Origin of the sequence: Agrobacterium sp. LR_9 (genome assembly GCF_041954855.1) — a bacterium.
Taxonomy (GTDB): Bacteria; Pseudomonadota; Alphaproteobacteria; order Rhizobiales; family Rhizobiaceae; genus Agrobacterium; species Agrobacterium leguminum.
Genome location: NZ_JAVAYA010000002.1, coordinates 182,143 through 196,893, shown reverse-complemented (window position 1 = coordinate 196,893; position 14,751 = coordinate 182,143). Strand labels below are relative to the sequence as shown.

Here is a 14,751-nt window from a genome sequence, read left to right as displayed (position 1 = left end):
CGCATTCCCCACAGGGCACACTTCAATGATCTGAACGGGATCTTGCGTCCTGTCTCGATGACGTAGGTTATCGGGACGGGCGCAACCCAGAGATCTTGGCCGGCTGAGGGCGCGGGCTGCGCAGCATCTATTGCCGTCGCCCAGCGCAATATTTCTCCGACATGCATATCTACCGGAAATGACAATTTTCATTTTTATATTAGCAACTTATGCGATCTTGCAATTTAAGTTGACTCGCGGTGTCACCTTTTATACAGCGGCATTGTTTCAACTTCTGGATCGCATCATGACCCGCAAAAAATTTATCGGCGGCCTTGCCGCATCGTTCTTATCCGTTTTCTTTATCGCACCTTCCGCCACCGCTGCAGAGAAGACCATCACCGACGTCATCGGACGCGAGGTGAAGGTTGATCTTCCTGCAAAACGCGTCGTTCTCGGTTTCTATTTCGAGGACTACATGGCGGTGGGTGGCGAAAAGGCCTATGATTCCGTCGTCGGCATTTCCCGCGAAGCGTGGGAAGGCTGGGTTCCCGCCAACTGGAAAATGCATCTCGCTCACCGCGCCTCGCTTGCGGATATTGCCGATGTCGGCGAAGTCGAAGCCCAGACCTTCTCGGTCGAAAAAGTTCTGAGCCTCAATCCCGATCTGGTGATCCTGGCGGATTGGCAATACAAGGCGCTCGGTCTCGATGCCGACCGTCTGGAAGAAGAGGGCATTCCCGTCGTTGTCGTCGACTACAACGCCCAGACGGTCGAGCGCCACGTCGCCTCCACCCGGCTTTTCGGCGAACTCACCGGCCAGCAGCAGCGCGGCAAGGAAATTGCGGAATTCTACGCCGGTTCTCTGAAGGATGTCGCCGAACGGGTGGCGAAATCCGGTCAGCCGAAACCGAAGGTCTATGTCGAATTCGGCAATAAGGGACCGGCCGAATATTCCTTCACCTATGGCAAGAACATGTGGGGCGCCATGTCCACCGCCGCTGGCGGCGACAATATCGCAGCACCTTTCGTTGAGTGGTGGGGACCGATCAATCCCGAGCAGGTTCTGGCTTCGAAGCCCGACGCCATCTTTATTTCCGGCCGTGAAAACAACAAGAACCCCGCGGCGCTGCCGATGGGGCAGGCGGTGAAGGCAGCGGATGCCCGCGAAAAGCTTAAGGCCTTCGAAACCCGTCAGGGCTGGAGTGAAGTGCCGGCCATCAAGAACGGTCAACTGTTCGGTGTCTATCAGGGGGCGTCGCGCACACTCTCCGATTTCGCCATGGTGCAATATATCGCCAAGCAGCTTTATCCCGAGCAGTTCAAGGATGTCGATCCGATCGCCAACTATCTCGGCTATTACAGGAAGTACCTGCCGGTCACGCCTGAAGGCACCTTTGCCATCGCCGTCAAGGATTGATGGTTCTGTGGCCGGCGGCGGAAAAGCATATTTGCTTGCCGCTGAAGGTTAAATTCCGCGGACGCCACGGCACGGCGTCCGTTTTTCACCGTCTTTCTCAAACAGGTTTTCCATGACAATTGCCGCCCGCAATGCCGAAGCCATCGGTGCGCACCGGCTGCGTGAACGTCGTCGCTGGCGCGTCGTCTTGGTCGTTTTCGTGCTGATGGCGGTGAGCCTCGTTCTCGATATCGCCACCGGTCCATCGCTGCTGTCGCCCGCCGAAGTGGTGAAGTCGCTGACCGGCCTTGGCGAACGGGCGGCGATGACCGATTCCATCGTGCGCGGCCTTCGCCTGCCCATGGCGCTGATGGCGCTTGCCGTCGGAGCGGCGCTCGGCGCCGGCGGCGCGCAGATGCAGACCTTGCTGAATAATCCCATGGCAAGCCCCTACACGCTCGGCATGGCGGCTGCGGCGGGCTTTGGCGCCGCGCTGGTGCTTTCGCTCGGCGGTCTCGGGCTGGATGCCATGATTGCCGTTCCGCTCGGCGCTTTCGTCTTTTCCATGCTCGCCGCGCTCTTTCTCTTCATGCTGGCCTCCATGCGGCAGATGACGGCCGAAACCATCATTCTCGGCGGCATCGCGCTTCTTTTCCTGTTTCAGTCGCTACTGTCGCTCATCCAGTTCCTGTCCTCGCCGGAACTGTCGCAGCAGATTCTTTTCTGGCTGTTCGGCAGCCTGACCAAGGCGACCTGGCCAACGCTTGGTTTGACAGCCGCCGTCACCGCTTTCTGCTGCGCCCTGCTGATGGCGGATTGCTGGAAACTGACGGCGCTGAGGATGGGGGAAATGCGGGCAGCCAGCCTCGGCATCAATGTGCGCCTGCTGCGCATGAAGGTTCTCATCATCGTCGCCATCATGACAGCGACGGCAACGAGTTTTGTCGGGGTCATCGGTTTCATCGGGCTGGTCGCGCCGCATATCGCCCGTATGACGGTGGGCGAGGATCAGCGCTTTTTTTTGCCCATGTCGGTACTGAGCGGCGCGCTGATGCTTTCGGCAGCCTCGATTCTCTCCAAATCGATAATTCCCGGCGCTCTGTTCCCGGTCGGCATCGTAACCGCCATTGTCGGCGTGCCGTTTCTCCTGTGGCTGATTTTCGCTCCGAAGAGGCGCGGCCGATGATGGTTCTGGATAATATTTCCGTCGAACGGGGCGGGCAGGTTATTGTGAGAGACCTCTCGGCACGCCTGGAGCCCGGGCAAATCCACGCCGTCATCGGCCCGAACGGCACAGGTAAGACGACGCTTCTCAGAGCGATCTTCGGCGACCTGCCGCTCGCTGCAGGCGCGATCAGCCTCGGTGATCGTCGCCTTCAGGCCGGGGAAAGGGCAGGGCGGCACAGAAGGGAATGGCGGGATCGTTTCGCCTATATGCCGCAGGACGCGGCCGCCGATATAGCGCTCAGTGTGCTGGAGGTGGTGGCGCTCGGCCGCTTCGGCCGGCTTTCGCTTCATATCGACGACGAAACGCTCGATCTGGCGATGACACGCCTGCATCAGGCCGGAATAGCCCATCTGGCGGGCAGGGAGATCGCCTCGCTCAGCGGCGGGCAACGGCAGATGGCGCTTTTTGCGCAGGTTCTGATGCGTGAGCCGCAGGCGATGCTGCTCGATGAGCCTGTCAGCGCGCTGGACCTCAAGCATCAGGTGGCGCTTCTCGATCTGGTGCGGCGAGAAACCCGCGCCAATGGCCGGGTGACGCTTGTTGTGCTGCATGATCTCAATCTCGCCTGCCAATATGCCGACAACCTGCTGGTGATTTCGGATGGCGCGCTGAAGGCGACCGGCGCACCGGGCGATATCGTCACGCCGAAGCTTATTTCCGAGACCTATGGCGTTGCCGTGGAGGTGTTGCGCGACCGGCGCGGCAATCCCGTCATCCAGCCGGCGGGCGATCCGCCGCTCGAACATTTCAAAACCCTTGAAGGAATAATTGCATGAAACGATTTTTGATGACGCTTGCCACGGCTTTGGCCGTAATCCTGCCCGTCACGCCATCCCTTGCCGCCGAACACAAGATACTGATGCTCAATTACGGCAAGGATGGCGGCATGGTGTTCGAGCCTTCATACGTGAAGGCGGAGCCGGGCGACACCATTACCTTCGTGCCGCAAAATTCCAGCCACTATGTGCAGTCCTATGCGGTTCCGGAAGGCGTTAGCCCTTGGAAAAGCAAGCTCGATGAGGCCTTCACCGTCACTGTCGAGAAGGAGGGCGTCTATCTCTATTATTGCCCGCCGCATCTGATGATGGCGATGATCGGCATCATTCAAGTCGGCAAGCCCGTCAATCTCGAAGCCGTCAGACAAAAGGCCGAGAAGCTGCGGCCCAAGCTCGTCATGAAGAGCGAAAGGCTGGAGACGGCGCTCGGGCAGGTGACGCCCGCACAATAACGCCCCGCCTTTCAGGCCGCGCCAATCCGCACCGCAAATCCGCTTCTTCAACCCCGAAACCAAGGATGAAACCATGGCAAACAAAGTTATCGAAACGACGCTGAACGATCTCCTCAATGGCGAGCTGCGCGCCCACCACGCCTATCTTCAGGCGGCCGCATGGGCGGCGGAACGCAATCTCGACGGTTGCTATAAATTCCTGCTCGGCCATGCGGCGGAAGAGCTGGAGCACATGCACCGCATCTTCGGCTTTCTGAACGATCTCGGCGCGCGCGTCACCTTTTCCGAGCTGCCGGCGCCGCAGGTCACGGCAAACGACATCAAGGGGCTGTTCACCATCGTGACGGAGCACGAATCCCGCGTCACCGCCGCCATCAACGCGGCAGTCGATCTTGCCCACGTGGAAAAAGACCACGCCACAACCTCATTCCTGCAATGGTTCGTGGATGAGCAGCATGAGGAAGACAGCCTTTGCCGCACCATACTCGGCAAGATCGAGCTGATCGGCGACGGCCCCAACGCGCTTTACCTGATCGACCGCGAAATCGGTCAGCTGGCGGACAAGGGCTGATTGCTGCGCCAGTCCCAACTCTCAATAGTATACGATTCATGATCGGGTAAATCACGTACCACGATGCCGGGTGAACTCGGCATCGCCTCAGAAAAGCTGCGGCCATTCCAATCTGTCAGGCGATACTGCGTGACGGCGACTTAACTCGATCACTGTCGCGTAAAGAGTTGCCGAAACAACGCCTCCGAACGCTGACGCCCTTCATGCGTCAGCCCCAGCGAATTCGATTTATTAACAGGGTTATCGATCATGCCCTTCTGGTGCAAACGCTCCAGCACATCCCAGTCATGCCCCTTCCAAGCGTAGTAATCGTTGTGAAGGGTCAGCCATAACAGTGCAAGCACCGTGTCATCGATTTTCTCTTCATCGATATCCATTCAACACCTCGCGACGATTGGCAGTGAAGGTTCGCTATCTGCGGGAAGTTATCGGCTTCTCCGGTCTGGTGCAATGACAGGGCTTATCAGCGCCCAATCCCGTCCAGCGGCGTCCATCCGCGCGTATATCCCCTTCCCATAATGGCGACCGCCAGGGAAAGCTGTTCCTGCAGATGCTCGATTTCGCCGAGAAGAGCTTCGACAGCCGCCTTCGCATCGCCGTCGTGACATTGGATGACATATCCGGCTATGTCGTCAGGCCGTGTGGGGGTGATTTTTTCAGCGTCGGACATAGTGGATGACCTCTCTTTTGTTCACTAAATGTTCTAATTTTAGCAGAGAGTCAACAACGCAATGGGCGTGGCCCTTTACAGTCCGGCACTGCGGAATTGAACGTTAGTGAACAGACGGTTCTTCGCCATCCAGAAAGCTGCGAATCCCGTCCTTCTCACACGTGGCCAGGAATTCTTCCCAGGCATCTTTGTCGGTCGCGAAGGGTTCGTCCCAGGTGGTGACATCGTCATGCTCGCTGATGACCTCGAGCGTCCAATCCTGCTGGGTGCCAGCGGGCCGGTAGATATCAACCAGAACCGTGATGCCGTCGTCTTCAAACTCGCCCGAGAATTCTGAGTGTTCTATTTTCGTTTTTTTGGCCATCTCGGCACACCTCATTCTCAGGCCTGGACAAACGTATAGCCCAATCCGGGCTTTTAAATTCGCGCATGGCGCAGGTTACCAGATAGCTGAAACAAATATAGCCAGCTCTGGGGGAACTGGCTATCTATCTGATTTTAATGGTCGGAGCGGCGGGATTCGAACCCACGACCCCTTGACCCCCAGTCAAGTGCGCTACCGGGCTGCGCTACGCTCCGGACCTGAAAGCCGTTTATATATAAGCCTGTTAGGGCGCAAGCGGAAAATGGTCTTTTCATAAAAAAAGGAGCAAACGGTGTGGATGGCGTAGAGAGGGCTAAGCAGCCCGGATGGGCGGCCGTCAAACGCATGACACATCCCCTTTCCATCATTGCCGGAACAAGCCGCCCGCTTCGGCGTTCAATCGCAGCGGAAGTGAAACTCAGGGAGACGAACTATGTCCGAACTCGTCGTTGTTGGTTTTGACGGAACGGAAGTGGCCGACAGGGTGCTTCTGAAGCTTGCAGGCCTGAAAAAGGAATATCTGGTCGATCTGGAAGATGCCGTGGTTGTCGTTCGCGATGAAGATGGCAAGGTGCATCTGAAACAAAGCGTCAATCTGACGGCGATCGGCGCAAGCTCCGGTTTCCTGTCCGGCGGTCTCTGGGGCGGCCTCGTCGGCCTGCTTTTCCTCAATCCACTGGCGGGATTTGCCATCGGCGGCGCGATCGGTGCCGGCACGGGGGCTCTTGCGGGTTCGCTAACGGATTTCGGCATCGACGACGATTTCATCAAATCGCTCGGCGAGACCATTCCCAACGGTTCTTCAGCGCTGTTCGTGCTGATCCGCAAGGTGCAGCCGGAAAAGGTGCTGGCGGAATTCGAAGGCCTGCGCGGCCGGGTCATCAAGACGTCGCTGTCGCCGGCGCAGGAAGCGCAGTTGCAAAAGGCGCTTTCCGGCGGAGCCGAACCGGCTGCCGCGCCTGCCGTCTGAGCAAACGATGAAAGCGAGGCTGCGGCATATTCCATGTCGAGGCCATCTGCTCGGGCATCGGGGAATTCGGCTTATACGGTCAAAGTGCCGTTTTTCGCCTGAGGCCAGGTGAGATAATAATAGCGGCTGCCGACGCTGCCGAAAAACGCGTTGTCGCCGGAAACGGTATCGACATAGGCGCCGGCCTCGCTTCTCGCATAGGCCGAGCCGTCGCGCTTGAGATGGTCTTTCAGAAAGTCGCTCCATCCCGTCATGGCGATATCCGTGGCCGGCCTGGAGGTGGTTTCTGTATCGGAGGCCACATCCCAGGCCTTTATTTGCGCACCCTCGGCGGGGTCGGAGACGGTCAGCGTGCCGGCCGTCAAAGCCTCCAGCATGGCCTTGGCCTGCGAAGCCTTGTCCGGGTCTGCGGTCAGTTCATCCAGCGTCTCCTTCAGCTCCTTCATGAAATCGGCCTTGGTAATATCGCCGGAAGAAAGCTGGGTATCCGTGTCGTCGGTCTGCGTATCCTCGTTCGAGGTCTGGGCATATTGCGCCAGAAGCTGCGTGAGCCGCGTGTTGGTGGAAGACGAGGAGGAGGTGGTGTCCAGCCCGTAAGAATCGAGGAGAGACGTCCGCGTTGTGGAGGAGGATGTGACGGCGGAATTGTCTTCCTGCTCCTTGATGGCCTTGAGGGCCAGTCTGGTGGCGGTGAGGCGTGTGGACAGGTCGATGGAGGAGACCATTGCGCTAGCTGTTTCCTTGATCGGGCGATACGCATCATTCGTACCGAACCGGCTCGGCGGGCATCGCTCCCGCCTTTCGTCTCCTCTCATAAGAAGACCGGGCGAATCCCGGCCGCGTTCGGCTTGGGATGCACCCGGTCTTAATGGCCGGACTTTGCGCGACGCTTGCGGATTAGTTCTCCTGAACGGAGACGCCGTTCGGGCCGATATTCATCTCGATCCCCTTCGGCTTGCTTTCCTCGTGCCAGACATAGACGCCAAGGCCTGCGATGACCACGATGAGTGCGCCGATGATAAGATAGAGATTATTGGTCTGCGTCATTAAGATGTCTCCCCGTTTGACAATCAGAATCCGGGGCTAAACGCATGAAATGGCGTAAGGTTCCGTAAGGGTAAGCGGTTTAGGCGACACGCGTGCGGCGGCGCAGGCTTTCGCGTTTTTCAAGCGCCATGCATCCCCACAATATGCCGAGCAGCAGGAAGAAGTGTCGCCAGTGGTCGGTATCGATGACGGCGCCGATCATTACATGCCCGACGAACGTCACCCAGGAAATGATGAGGAACGGCTGCCAGGGGCGTGGCCGCAGCAGGTGCCTGAAACCGGCGGCGATGGTCCAGCAGATCAACACGAGATAGATCACGAAACCGAACCAGCCATGCGTCGTCAGGCTCTTCAGCCAGATATTATGTTCGGCGGCGGGAAAGATATTGTCGAACACCATGGGGCCGATGCCGAGCGGGTGTTCCATGGCGAGCAGGAAGCCGAGATAGTGGCGGGCAAAACGCCCGAGATGGCCGCCGTCATAAGATTGCACCGCCGAAGCGCGGCTGGAGAACAGATCCGCCACCTGCTTGAACTGCAGCGCGATGATGACCGCCGCGACCATCAGCCCGGCGGCGACAAGAAACAGCACGAGTATCTTCAGGCGAAACGCGGCCGTGCGCTCCTTCAGCAGCATCACGAAGACGAGGAGGATGGTGGCGAACAGAAACAGGCCCCAGGCTGCGCGCGAGAACGACAGGAACACAGCAAGCGACAGGATGAGCAGCCCGGCGATCCGCCACGGCGCATGCATCGCCTTGCCGGTAAGAAGGCCGTAAATGAGGTAGAGCGAGGGCGTCACCAGAAAGGGACCGAAAACGTTCGGGTCCTGAAAGGCGCCCTTGGCGCGGTCGTAAAGGGTGAAGACCTCGAAACCCGGAATGGCGTGGAAATATCCGATGATGCCAAGCAGGGCGGTGATCAGCGCCGCCGCAAGCCAGGCCCGGAAAATCAAAAGCAGCCGCTGGTATTTGTCCTCTATGATCGCCGCATAAAAAACCGAGGTCAGCGCCAGAAAGGTCGAGACGGCGAGATAAAGCGGCCCCTCGTCCAGATCGGCCATGGTGGTGAGCGAAAGATAACCGCCGACATTGAAGGCAAGCAGCAGGCACAGAAGCAGGACGACGGTGCGCGAAAGGCGAAGGCCGAGCAGGAACCACAGGGCCACCTGTCCCACCATCATCAGCTCATAGGGCGCCGGCTCGGAAATGACGAAACCGGAAAGGAACACGCCGAATGCGATGAAGAACGAACCGACGAGCCGCATGGCGGCCAGCGGCGCGTCGAAATCCGGTGCGTGCTGGTAGCCGGTGTGGGTCAATAGGCGTTTTCCGATTTCAGCAGCCGTATCGGCGTGAGGAACAGGATCTTCAGATCGAGGAACAAAGACCAGTTCTCGATGTAGTAGAGATCGTATTCGGTGCGGAACTTGATCTTGTCGCCATGGTCGATTTCGCCGCGCCAGCCGTTGATCTGCGCCCAGCCGGTAACACCTGGCTTGACCTTGTGGCGCGCGAAATAGTGCTCCACCACCTCGGTATATTTCAGGTCGCCCGTCTGGGCATGAACGGCATGCGGGCGCGGCCCGACGAGAGAAAGATCGCCATAAAGAACGTTGAAAAGCTGCGGCAACTCGTCCATCGAGGATTTGCGCAGGAAGCGGCCGACGGGCGTGACGCGCGGGTCGTTCTTCGTCACGGCCTTTTTCGCGGTCGGATCGCTGAGTTCCGTATACATGGAACGGAACTTCCAGACGTTGATCGTCTCATTGTTGAAGCCGTGGCGCTTCTGCTTGAAAAGGACCGGGCCTTTCGAGGTTGTTTTCACGGCAATTCCCGCGCCCACCATCACCGGCCATAAAAGGGCGATGCCGATGAGGCTGAAGGTGATGTCGAACACCCGTTTCGCCACCGAATCCCAGTCCCGGATCGGCTTGTCGAACACATCGAGCATAGGCACCTTGCCGACATGGGAATAGGCGCGGGGGCGGAAACGCAATTTATTGGCATGCGCCGCAATGCGGATATCGACCGGCAGCACCCACAGCTTGCGCAGAAGCTGGAGAATGCGCGCCTCTGCGCTGAGCGGCAGGGCGATGATCAGCATGTCCAGCTTCGTCAGGCGGGCAAATTCCACCAGTTCCGCAAAGGTGCCGAGCTTGGGATAGCCGGCGACAACCTCGGGAGAACGGGCGCTTTTCCGGTCATCGAAAATACCGCAGATGCGGATATCGTTATCGGACTGCTGTTCCAGCGAGCGGATAAGGTCCTTGGCGGTATCGCCGCCGCCGACGATGACGGCACGGCGTTCCATGACGCCGTTGCGGCCCCAGTGGCGAATGGCGAAGCCGAGGATCAGCCGCCCGGCGAAGATCGCCAACGCACCCGTTGCATACCAGATGCCGAAGGCCTGCCAGGAATGCAGCGCATCGGGAAAGAAGAGGAGAAGGAAACAGGCAATTCCCACGAAAGAAAGGCACACTGCGCCCTGAATGCGGGCGAACATCTTCAGCGGCGTGCGCAGCGTCGGAAGCTGATAGCAGTCACCGGCCTGCAACAGAAACACGCAGAGCGCCGCCCCCAGCACGCCGCCGCCGAAAACCGACAGAAAGGTTTCGAGACCGCGATCGGCTGCGATGCCGTTGACGATGGCGGCGATGACGACGAGCATCGTGAATTCCAGAAGCCGCAATTGCCCGATCACCATGTTGGGCGAATGGTTGCCGGCGCGAAGCTGGTTGGCGATCTGCCGTGCAAGCGGATTGAGAACGACAGTTTCGGAGGCCGAAGCCCCGCCGGCTTCATGGTCGGAGAGTTTCTTGCGCAATGACGCCAGATCGAATTGCAGCCTGTCCTTGTCAGTCTTGGTCATTGCCTTGGTCCGCACCCTCCAGCGCATCGGCCTTAAAATCGCATTGGATTTTCGACCGGAACGATGCGCAACCTCAAAGTGGTAGAGCGCCCTTCGTGCATCCGAATGGACACGTGGCGCTCTACGAGCAGAAAACTAGCCGAAACATGCTAAGAAACGTTTATGATGAGTTTCTACAGGACGGCCGGAATATACAATTAAAAATCGTGTTTTTGAAATGACTATCAGGTCGATAACAGGTCGCGATAGAGTTTCATCATCTCATCCGCCATGACCGGGGTTGAAAATTTCGCCTTGAAGCTGTCCGGGCGAGGCATGATCCGCTGCGCCCAGCCGGCATCCTCGGCATCCTTGACCATGATCAGTGCCAGCGCATCGGCGTCGCCAGCCGGCACGAGCGCCTCGCTGTCTTTTCCAAGGACTTCGGGAATGCCGCCGACATGCGAGGCGATGACCGTTTTTCCCGCCGCAAGCGCTTCGAGCACGATATAGGGCATGGCTTCGGCGCGCGACGGCACTACCACTGTCGTTGCCAGTTCGAAGGCCTGCCTGGCGGGCATGGCCGCATGCATGGAAATCCGTCGGGAAAGCCCGGCCTTGTCGATCATCGCGGCATATTTGTCCCTGTCCGGTCCGTCGCCGACGATCACGCCGGTCATCGGCTGGCCGATGCTGCGTTCCATTTTTGCGAATGCCCTGATGAAGACATCCGGTCCCTTGAGGTCGCGCAACATGCCGATATAGAGAAAACGGGCCGCATCTTCGCGGGCGGGCACGGTTTCGAACTCGCTTTCCTGCACGCCGTTATAGATCATCGCAGTGCGGGTGCGTGGCCTGCCGACCTTGGCCTCGTAAGTCGCCTGCTCGAAATTGCAGACGAAACAGAGCGCATCGGTGAAATGCTCCTGAAACCGCTCCAGCCGCAGGAAAAGCTGCCCTTTGAGGCTGTTTCTGGCGTAATGCAGGCTGCCGCCATGCGGGGAATAGAGGCGGGCTACGCGATACCTGTTCGCCCGCAGGAGTGAGCCGATCAGCCGGGCAAGAGCGCCACCCTTGGCGCTGTGCCCGTGCAGAATGTCCGGCCGCAAACTTTTGATGTGCTTGTAAGATTTCCACAGCGCCATGAAGTCGCCGGGGCTGATGGACCGACGGATGGGCAGACGGGTGAGGCCAAGCTCCAGCATCGGGGTGATCTGTGCGAAAAGCCGTTCCTCATGCGCGCCGCCGGTGGAGCTGTCGCAGACGATGCCGACCTTGTGGCCCTGTTTCACATGTTCTTCGATGAGGTCGCGCACATGGCGGAAGACACCGCCCACCGGGGAGCGGAAGCAGTGAATGATGCGCAGGGGAGGGCCGTCATCCGACACGTTCGCCACTCCGTTTTCAGAAGAAGCGTTCACGCACATAGACGGTATCGCCGGCCAGAATGGGGGCGGTGATACCGATCCGGCCGGTCATCACCTCGGCATTGATCTTGCGGGTAATGTCGACATCGGCCTGATTGGCGCGCGGGGTGAAGCCGCCGGCAATGGCGATGGCGTTTTGCACGGTCATGCCCGGCACGTAGGAATATTGGCCGGGACGGCCGACTTCGCCCATGATGAAGACCGGGCGATAACGGTCGATCTCGATCGTCACGTCCGGATCGCGAAGATAACCCTGGCGCAGTTTGGCGGCGATGGCGGCTTCGAGCTGCGGCAGGGTCTTGCCACGTGCCGGAACCTGGCCGACGAGCGGGAAGGCGACATAGCCGGCCTGATCGACCGTATAGGTATTGGTCAGCCCGGCCTGCTCGAACACGTTGATGCGCAGCCTGTCGCCGCTATCGACATGATAGGGCTGCAGGGCGGCTTCGTTGAACGACCTCGGAGCGGGTTGATATGCCGCGCAGCCGGAAAGGGCCGTCAGAACGGCGAGCGTCAGTGCGGTGACATGTCGTGATCCGGCGAGCGGCATCTCATCTGGCTCCGAGTCGAACTTTGATCATTCTTATCGTTCTGTTAGGGTTAATGTGCGGTAAACGACCGGCGCGAGCGTTGGTAATATCGGCTTTATTTCGTCGGATTCGCAGGGATTAACTGTTGTGTTACCGGCAAGACTTAAACTTCGCGAAAATTGACCATCTATATTTGAGCGCCCGAGGTTTGTCTCGGTTACGGAGCCCGCATGAACGGCGATCGCATTGACGACAGGGATGTGGATATCGATCTTGCGCAGCTTGTCGCGGCCATTTGGCAGCGCAAGGGCCGGATCGCGGCAATCACGCTTCTTGCCGGGGGCGCCGCCTTCGTGATCTCAAGCATGATGTCGCCCGCCTACAAGGGCGAGGCGCGCGTGCTGATCGAATCCCGCGCGGCCTCCTTCGGCGCCTCGCAGCAGTCCAATGCGCCCGCCGAACCCGTGCTCGATGAATTAACCGTTTCCAGCCAGGTGCAGATCCTGCAATCGGTCGACCTCATCAAGCAGGTCGCCAAAGACATGAAGCTTTACGAGCTGGATGAGTTCGATCCGGAGGCCCACCCTTCGCTCATCTCGCAGCTCCTGGTCGCCGTCGGCGTCAAGAAGGACCCGCTTCAGGTGCTGCCAGAAGAGCGGGTGCTGAGCGCCTTCCGGGAAAAGCTGCAGGTCTATCAGGTCGAAAGCTCGCGCGTCATCACGGTCGAATTTTCCTCGCAGGACCCCAAGCTGGCCGCCGCCATCCCCAATGAGATGATGAAGGCCTATATCGCCCTGCAAAGCGGCGCGAAGCTGGATACAAGCACGGAAGCGGCGCGCTGGCTGGAGCCGGAAATCGCCAATCTGCGCGAAAAGGTGCGCGAGGCCGACAGGAAGGTTGCGGATTACCGCGCCTCCTCCGATCTTCTCTCGGCGGGGCAGGGCGAAACGCTCGCCACCCGCCAGCTCAGCGATATCTCCACCGAACTTGGCCGTATCCGCGGAGAGCGCGCCAATGCGGAGGCGCGGGCGGAAGGCGTGCGCAGCGCGCTTGCAAGCGGCCGCCCGCTCGATACTTTTCCCGATGTCGTCGGTTCCCCAACGATCCAGAGGCTGAAGGAAAACGAAACGACCATCCGCAGCCAGATTTCCGATCTCTCGTCCTCGCTGCTGGAAGGCCATCCACGCATCCGCGCGCTGCGCAACCAGCTCGACGGCATACAGCGGCAGATTCAGGAAGAGACCCGCAAGGTGCTGGCAAGTCTCGAAAACGAGGCCAATGTTTCGCGCCTGCGGGAGCGACAGCTGGTCCAGCAGCTGAACATGCTGAAATCGGAAAGCGTGCGTGCGGGCGAACAGCAGGTCGGCCTCAACGATCTGGAACGGGAAGCCTCGGCGCAAAGGCAGCTTCTGGAAACCTATCTTGCCCGCTATCGCGAAGCGACGTCGCGCGCCGGCTCGGTGGATTCCACGCCGGCCGATGCACGCGTCATCTCGACGGCCGTGGAGCCGCGCGAACCCTATTTCCCGAAGACGGGCGCCATCACCATCGTTGTGACGCTGGCGGCGTTTCTGCTGTCCTGCATCGTCGTCATGCTGGTGGAGCTTTTCACCGGCCGGGCCTTGAAACCGATGGGCAGGAATCAGGTTCCGCCGCTCTCCGATCCGCCTTCTCCTCCGCGTGCTCCAGCCGATCCGGACAAGACAACGGATGTGCCGGAACAGCCTGTAGCGGCGCGCCCTGAAACCGTGCAGCCTGCTGCGCGGACCAGGCCGGTCGCGGCATACCAGCCCGTTGCCGAAGAGGAAGAACGGCATGCACCGGCCGTCGCTGCTGCTGCCATGCCGGCCTTGCCGGTGGAAGATGTCACGGCTGCGAAAGAGGAGGCAATCGATACCGATGACGATTTCTCCATCGACGCCGTTGCAGGTTTCCTGGCCACCCGCCTCGCCAAACCGGTCGCCGCAATTGTGTCGCCGGCCGGTGATAGCGGCTCGACCACGTCCGTCATGCTGGCGCGCGCTTTGTCCGAAATGGGCCGTTCGGTCGTTCTCGTCGACATGACGGCGTCAGCCTGTCCGACGCGGTTGATGGCGCCGGAAGCCGGGCTTCCAGGTGTCATGGACCTTCTGGCGGGCGCCGCCGCTTTCGGTGAAACCATTCACGGCGACCGCCTGTCCGACGCCCATATCGTGCCGCGCGGCAATGCGCAGCCGCGCGAGGCCATGCGCGCGATAGACCGTCTGACGATGATCCTCGGCGCGCTCTCCGACGCTTATGATACCGTCCTCGTCGAATGTGGCGCGGTGCAGATTTCGAGCCTCGGGAAAATGCTGCGCAACCTGCCGGCGGAAATCATCGTCTCGGTTCCCGGCAAGGATAGCGAATTGTTGGAAAAGACGCTCGGTGAACTGGTTGCTGAGGGCTATGAACAGGCATTGCCGATGACCGGCATGCGCAAGCCGGACCATCTGAGCGCGGCCTGAGA

Annotated in this window: 16 protein-coding genes and 1 tRNA gene; 7 read left to right on the top strand and 10 right to left on the bottom strand. The window is 59.6% G+C overall.

Annotated features, from left to right (window positions below; translation table 11 throughout):
• Positions 1–286 precede the first annotated feature (286 nt).
• The 5 genes from RAC79_RS03365 (at position 287) to RAC79_RS03345 (ending at position 4,405) form a co-directional block, all read left to right on the top strand.
• Positions 287–1,399 carry an ABC transporter substrate-binding protein gene (locus RAC79_RS03365; RefSeq protein ID WP_174039063.1) on the top strand — a complete coding sequence of 371 codons (1,113 nt, stop codon included), beginning with the start codon at positions 287–289 and terminating at the stop codon, positions 1,397–1,399.
• 112 nt (positions 1,400–1,511) lie between these two features.
• Complete coding sequence (locus RAC79_RS03360) at positions 1,512–2,564, top strand: iron ABC transporter permease (protein WP_174039064.1); 1,053 nt, start codon at positions 1,512–1,514, stop codon at positions 2,562–2,564.
• Positions 2,561–3,382 (top strand): ABC transporter ATP-binding protein, encoded by an 822-nt coding sequence (locus tag RAC79_RS03355; protein ID WP_374996861.1) that lies wholly within the window; start codon positions 2,561–2,563, stop codon positions 3,380–3,382. Before RAC79_RS03360 ends, RAC79_RS03355 begins: the two co-directional genes overlap by 4 nt.
• A complete protein-coding gene (locus RAC79_RS03350; RefSeq protein ID WP_078054034.1) occupies positions 3,379–3,834 on the top strand; it encodes a pseudoazurin in 456 nt (151 codons plus the stop codon). Before RAC79_RS03355 ends, RAC79_RS03350 begins: the two co-directional genes overlap by 4 nt.
• Before the next feature lie 73 nt (positions 3,835–3,907).
• Complete coding sequence (locus tag RAC79_RS03345) at positions 3,908–4,405, top strand: ferritin (protein ID WP_078054033.1); 498 nt, start codon at positions 3,908–3,910, stop codon at positions 4,403–4,405.
• A gap of 149 nt (positions 4,406–4,554) precedes the next feature.
• Here the strand turns inward: RAC79_RS03345 and RAC79_RS03340 are convergent, their stop codons facing one another.
• From RAC79_RS03340 to RAC79_RS03325, 4 genes are all read right to left on the bottom strand, one after another.
• Positions 4,555–4,782, bottom strand: coding sequence for a DUF6429 family protein (locus RAC79_RS03340; RefSeq protein WP_078054032.1), 228 nt, complete (start codon positions 4,780–4,782; stop codon positions 4,555–4,557).
• A gap of 86 nt (positions 4,783–4,868) precedes the next feature.
• Positions 4,869–5,075, bottom strand: coding sequence for a hypothetical protein (locus tag RAC79_RS03335; RefSeq protein ID WP_078054031.1), 207 nt, complete (start codon positions 5,073–5,075; stop codon positions 4,869–4,871).
• Positions 5,076–5,178: 103 nt separating this feature from the next.
• The gene (locus RAC79_RS03330; protein WP_065654007.1) at positions 5,179–5,439 is read right to left on the bottom strand and encodes a hypothetical protein; all 261 of its coding nucleotides are present in this window, start codon (positions 5,437–5,439) and stop codon (positions 5,179–5,181) included.
• 138 nt (positions 5,440–5,577) lie between these two features.
• Positions 5,578–5,654, bottom strand: a tRNA-Pro gene (locus tag RAC79_RS03325).
• Positions 5,655–5,872: 218 nt separating this feature from the next.
• Between RAC79_RS03325 and RAC79_RS03320 the strand changes: the two genes are divergently transcribed.
• Positions 5,873–6,409 carry a DUF1269 domain-containing protein gene (locus RAC79_RS03320; protein ID WP_003521556.1) on the top strand — a complete coding sequence of 179 codons (537 nt, stop codon included), beginning with the start codon at positions 5,873–5,875 and terminating at the stop codon, positions 6,407–6,409.
• Positions 6,410–6,480: 71 nt separating this feature from the next.
• Here RAC79_RS03320 and RAC79_RS03315 read toward each other — a convergent pair whose 3' ends face one another.
• The 6 genes from RAC79_RS03315 to uppC all read right to left on the bottom strand — a co-directional run bounded on the left by RAC79_RS03315 (position 6,481) and on the right by uppC (position 12,283).
• On the bottom strand, positions 6,481–7,134 hold the full coding sequence (locus tag RAC79_RS03315; protein WP_142844864.1) for a hypothetical protein: 654 nt from the start codon (positions 7,132–7,134) through the stop codon (positions 6,481–6,483).
• A 172-nt stretch (positions 7,135–7,306) separates the two neighbouring features.
• On the bottom strand, positions 7,307–7,456 hold the full coding sequence (locus RAC79_RS03310; RefSeq protein WP_104679367.1) for a hypothetical protein: 150 nt from the start codon (positions 7,454–7,456) through the stop codon (positions 7,307–7,309).
• 79 nt (positions 7,457–7,535) lie between these two features.
• Positions 7,536–8,777 (bottom strand): polysaccharide biosynthesis O-antigen ligase family protein UppF, encoded by a 1,242-nt coding sequence (gene uppF, locus RAC79_RS03305; RefSeq protein WP_174035902.1) that lies wholly within the window; start codon positions 8,775–8,777, stop codon positions 7,536–7,538.
• The gene (uppE, locus tag RAC79_RS03300) at positions 8,774–10,327 is read right to left on the bottom strand and encodes a polysaccharide biosynthesis glycosyltransferase UppE (protein ID WP_174039065.1); all 1,554 of its coding nucleotides are present in this window, start codon (positions 10,325–10,327) and stop codon (positions 8,774–8,776) included. The genes uppF and uppE overlap by 4 nt, the downstream gene beginning before the upstream one ends.
• 224 nt (positions 10,328–10,551) lie before the next feature.
• On the bottom strand, positions 10,552–11,694 hold the full coding sequence (gene uppD, locus RAC79_RS03295; RefSeq protein WP_161987838.1) for a polysaccharide biosynthesis type 4 glycosyltransferase UppD: 1,143 nt from the start codon (positions 11,692–11,694) through the stop codon (positions 10,552–10,554).
• 16 nt (positions 11,695–11,710) lie between these two features.
• Positions 11,711–12,283 (bottom strand): polysaccharide export protein UppC, encoded by a 573-nt coding sequence (gene uppC / locus RAC79_RS03290; protein ID WP_003502309.1) that lies wholly within the window; start codon positions 12,281–12,283, stop codon positions 11,711–11,713.
• A 210-nt stretch (positions 12,284–12,493) separates the two neighbouring features.
• Here uppC and uppB point away from each other — a divergent pair, with 210 nt between their 5' ends.
• A complete protein-coding gene (uppB, locus tag RAC79_RS03285) occupies positions 12,494–14,749 on the top strand; it encodes a polysaccharide biosynthesis protein UppB (RefSeq protein ID WP_374996860.1) in 2,256 nt (751 codons plus the stop codon).
• Positions 14,750–14,751: the final 2 nt, after the last annotated feature.

What these genes read in the sequence shown, in the direction of transcription:
- RAC79_RS03365 (WP_174039063.1), top strand. Translation starts at nt 287, where the DNA reads ATGACCCGCAAAAAATTTATCGGCGGCCTTGCCGCATCGTTCTTATCC.
- RAC79_RS03360 (WP_174039064.1), top strand. Translation starts at nt 1,512, where the DNA reads ATGACAATTGCCGCCCGCAATGCCGAAGCCATCGGTGCGCACCGGCTG.
- RAC79_RS03355 (WP_374996861.1), top strand. Translation starts at nt 2,561, where the DNA reads ATGATGGTTCTGGATAATATTTCCGTCGAACGGGGCGGGCAGGTTATT.
- RAC79_RS03350 (WP_078054034.1), top strand. Translation starts at nt 3,379, where the DNA reads ATGAAACGATTTTTGATGACGCTTGCCACGGCTTTGGCCGTAATCCTG.
- RAC79_RS03345 (WP_078054033.1), top strand. Translation starts at nt 3,908, where the DNA reads ATGGCAAACAAAGTTATCGAAACGACGCTGAACGATCTCCTCAATGGC.
- RAC79_RS03340 (WP_078054032.1), bottom strand. Translation starts at nt 4,782, where the DNA reads ATGGATATCGATGAAGAGAAAATCGATGACACGGTGCTTGCACTGTTA.
- RAC79_RS03335 (WP_078054031.1), bottom strand. Translation starts at nt 5,075, where the DNA reads ATGTCCGACGCTGAAAAAATCACCCCCACACGGCCTGACGACATAGCC.
- RAC79_RS03330 (WP_065654007.1), bottom strand. Translation starts at nt 5,439, where the DNA reads ATGGCCAAAAAAACGAAAATAGAACACTCAGAATTCTCGGGCGAGTTT.
- RAC79_RS03320 (WP_003521556.1), top strand. Translation starts at nt 5,873, where the DNA reads ATGTCCGAACTCGTCGTTGTTGGTTTTGACGGAACGGAAGTGGCCGAC.
- RAC79_RS03315 (WP_142844864.1), bottom strand. Translation starts at nt 7,134, where the DNA reads ATGGTCTCCTCCATCGACCTGTCCACACGCCTCACCGCCACCAGACTG.
- RAC79_RS03310 (WP_104679367.1), bottom strand. Translation starts at nt 7,456, where the DNA reads ATGACGCAGACCAATAATCTCTATCTTATCATCGGCGCACTCATCGTG.
- uppE (WP_174039065.1), bottom strand. Translation starts at nt 10,327, where the DNA reads ATGACCAAGACTGACAAGGACAGGCTGCAATTCGATCTGGCGTCATTG.
- uppC (WP_003502309.1), bottom strand. Translation starts at nt 12,283, where the DNA reads ATGCCGCTCGCCGGATCACGACATGTCACCGCACTGACGCTCGCCGTT.
- uppB (WP_374996860.1), top strand. Translation starts at nt 12,494, where the DNA reads ATGAACGGCGATCGCATTGACGACAGGGATGTGGATATCGATCTTGCG.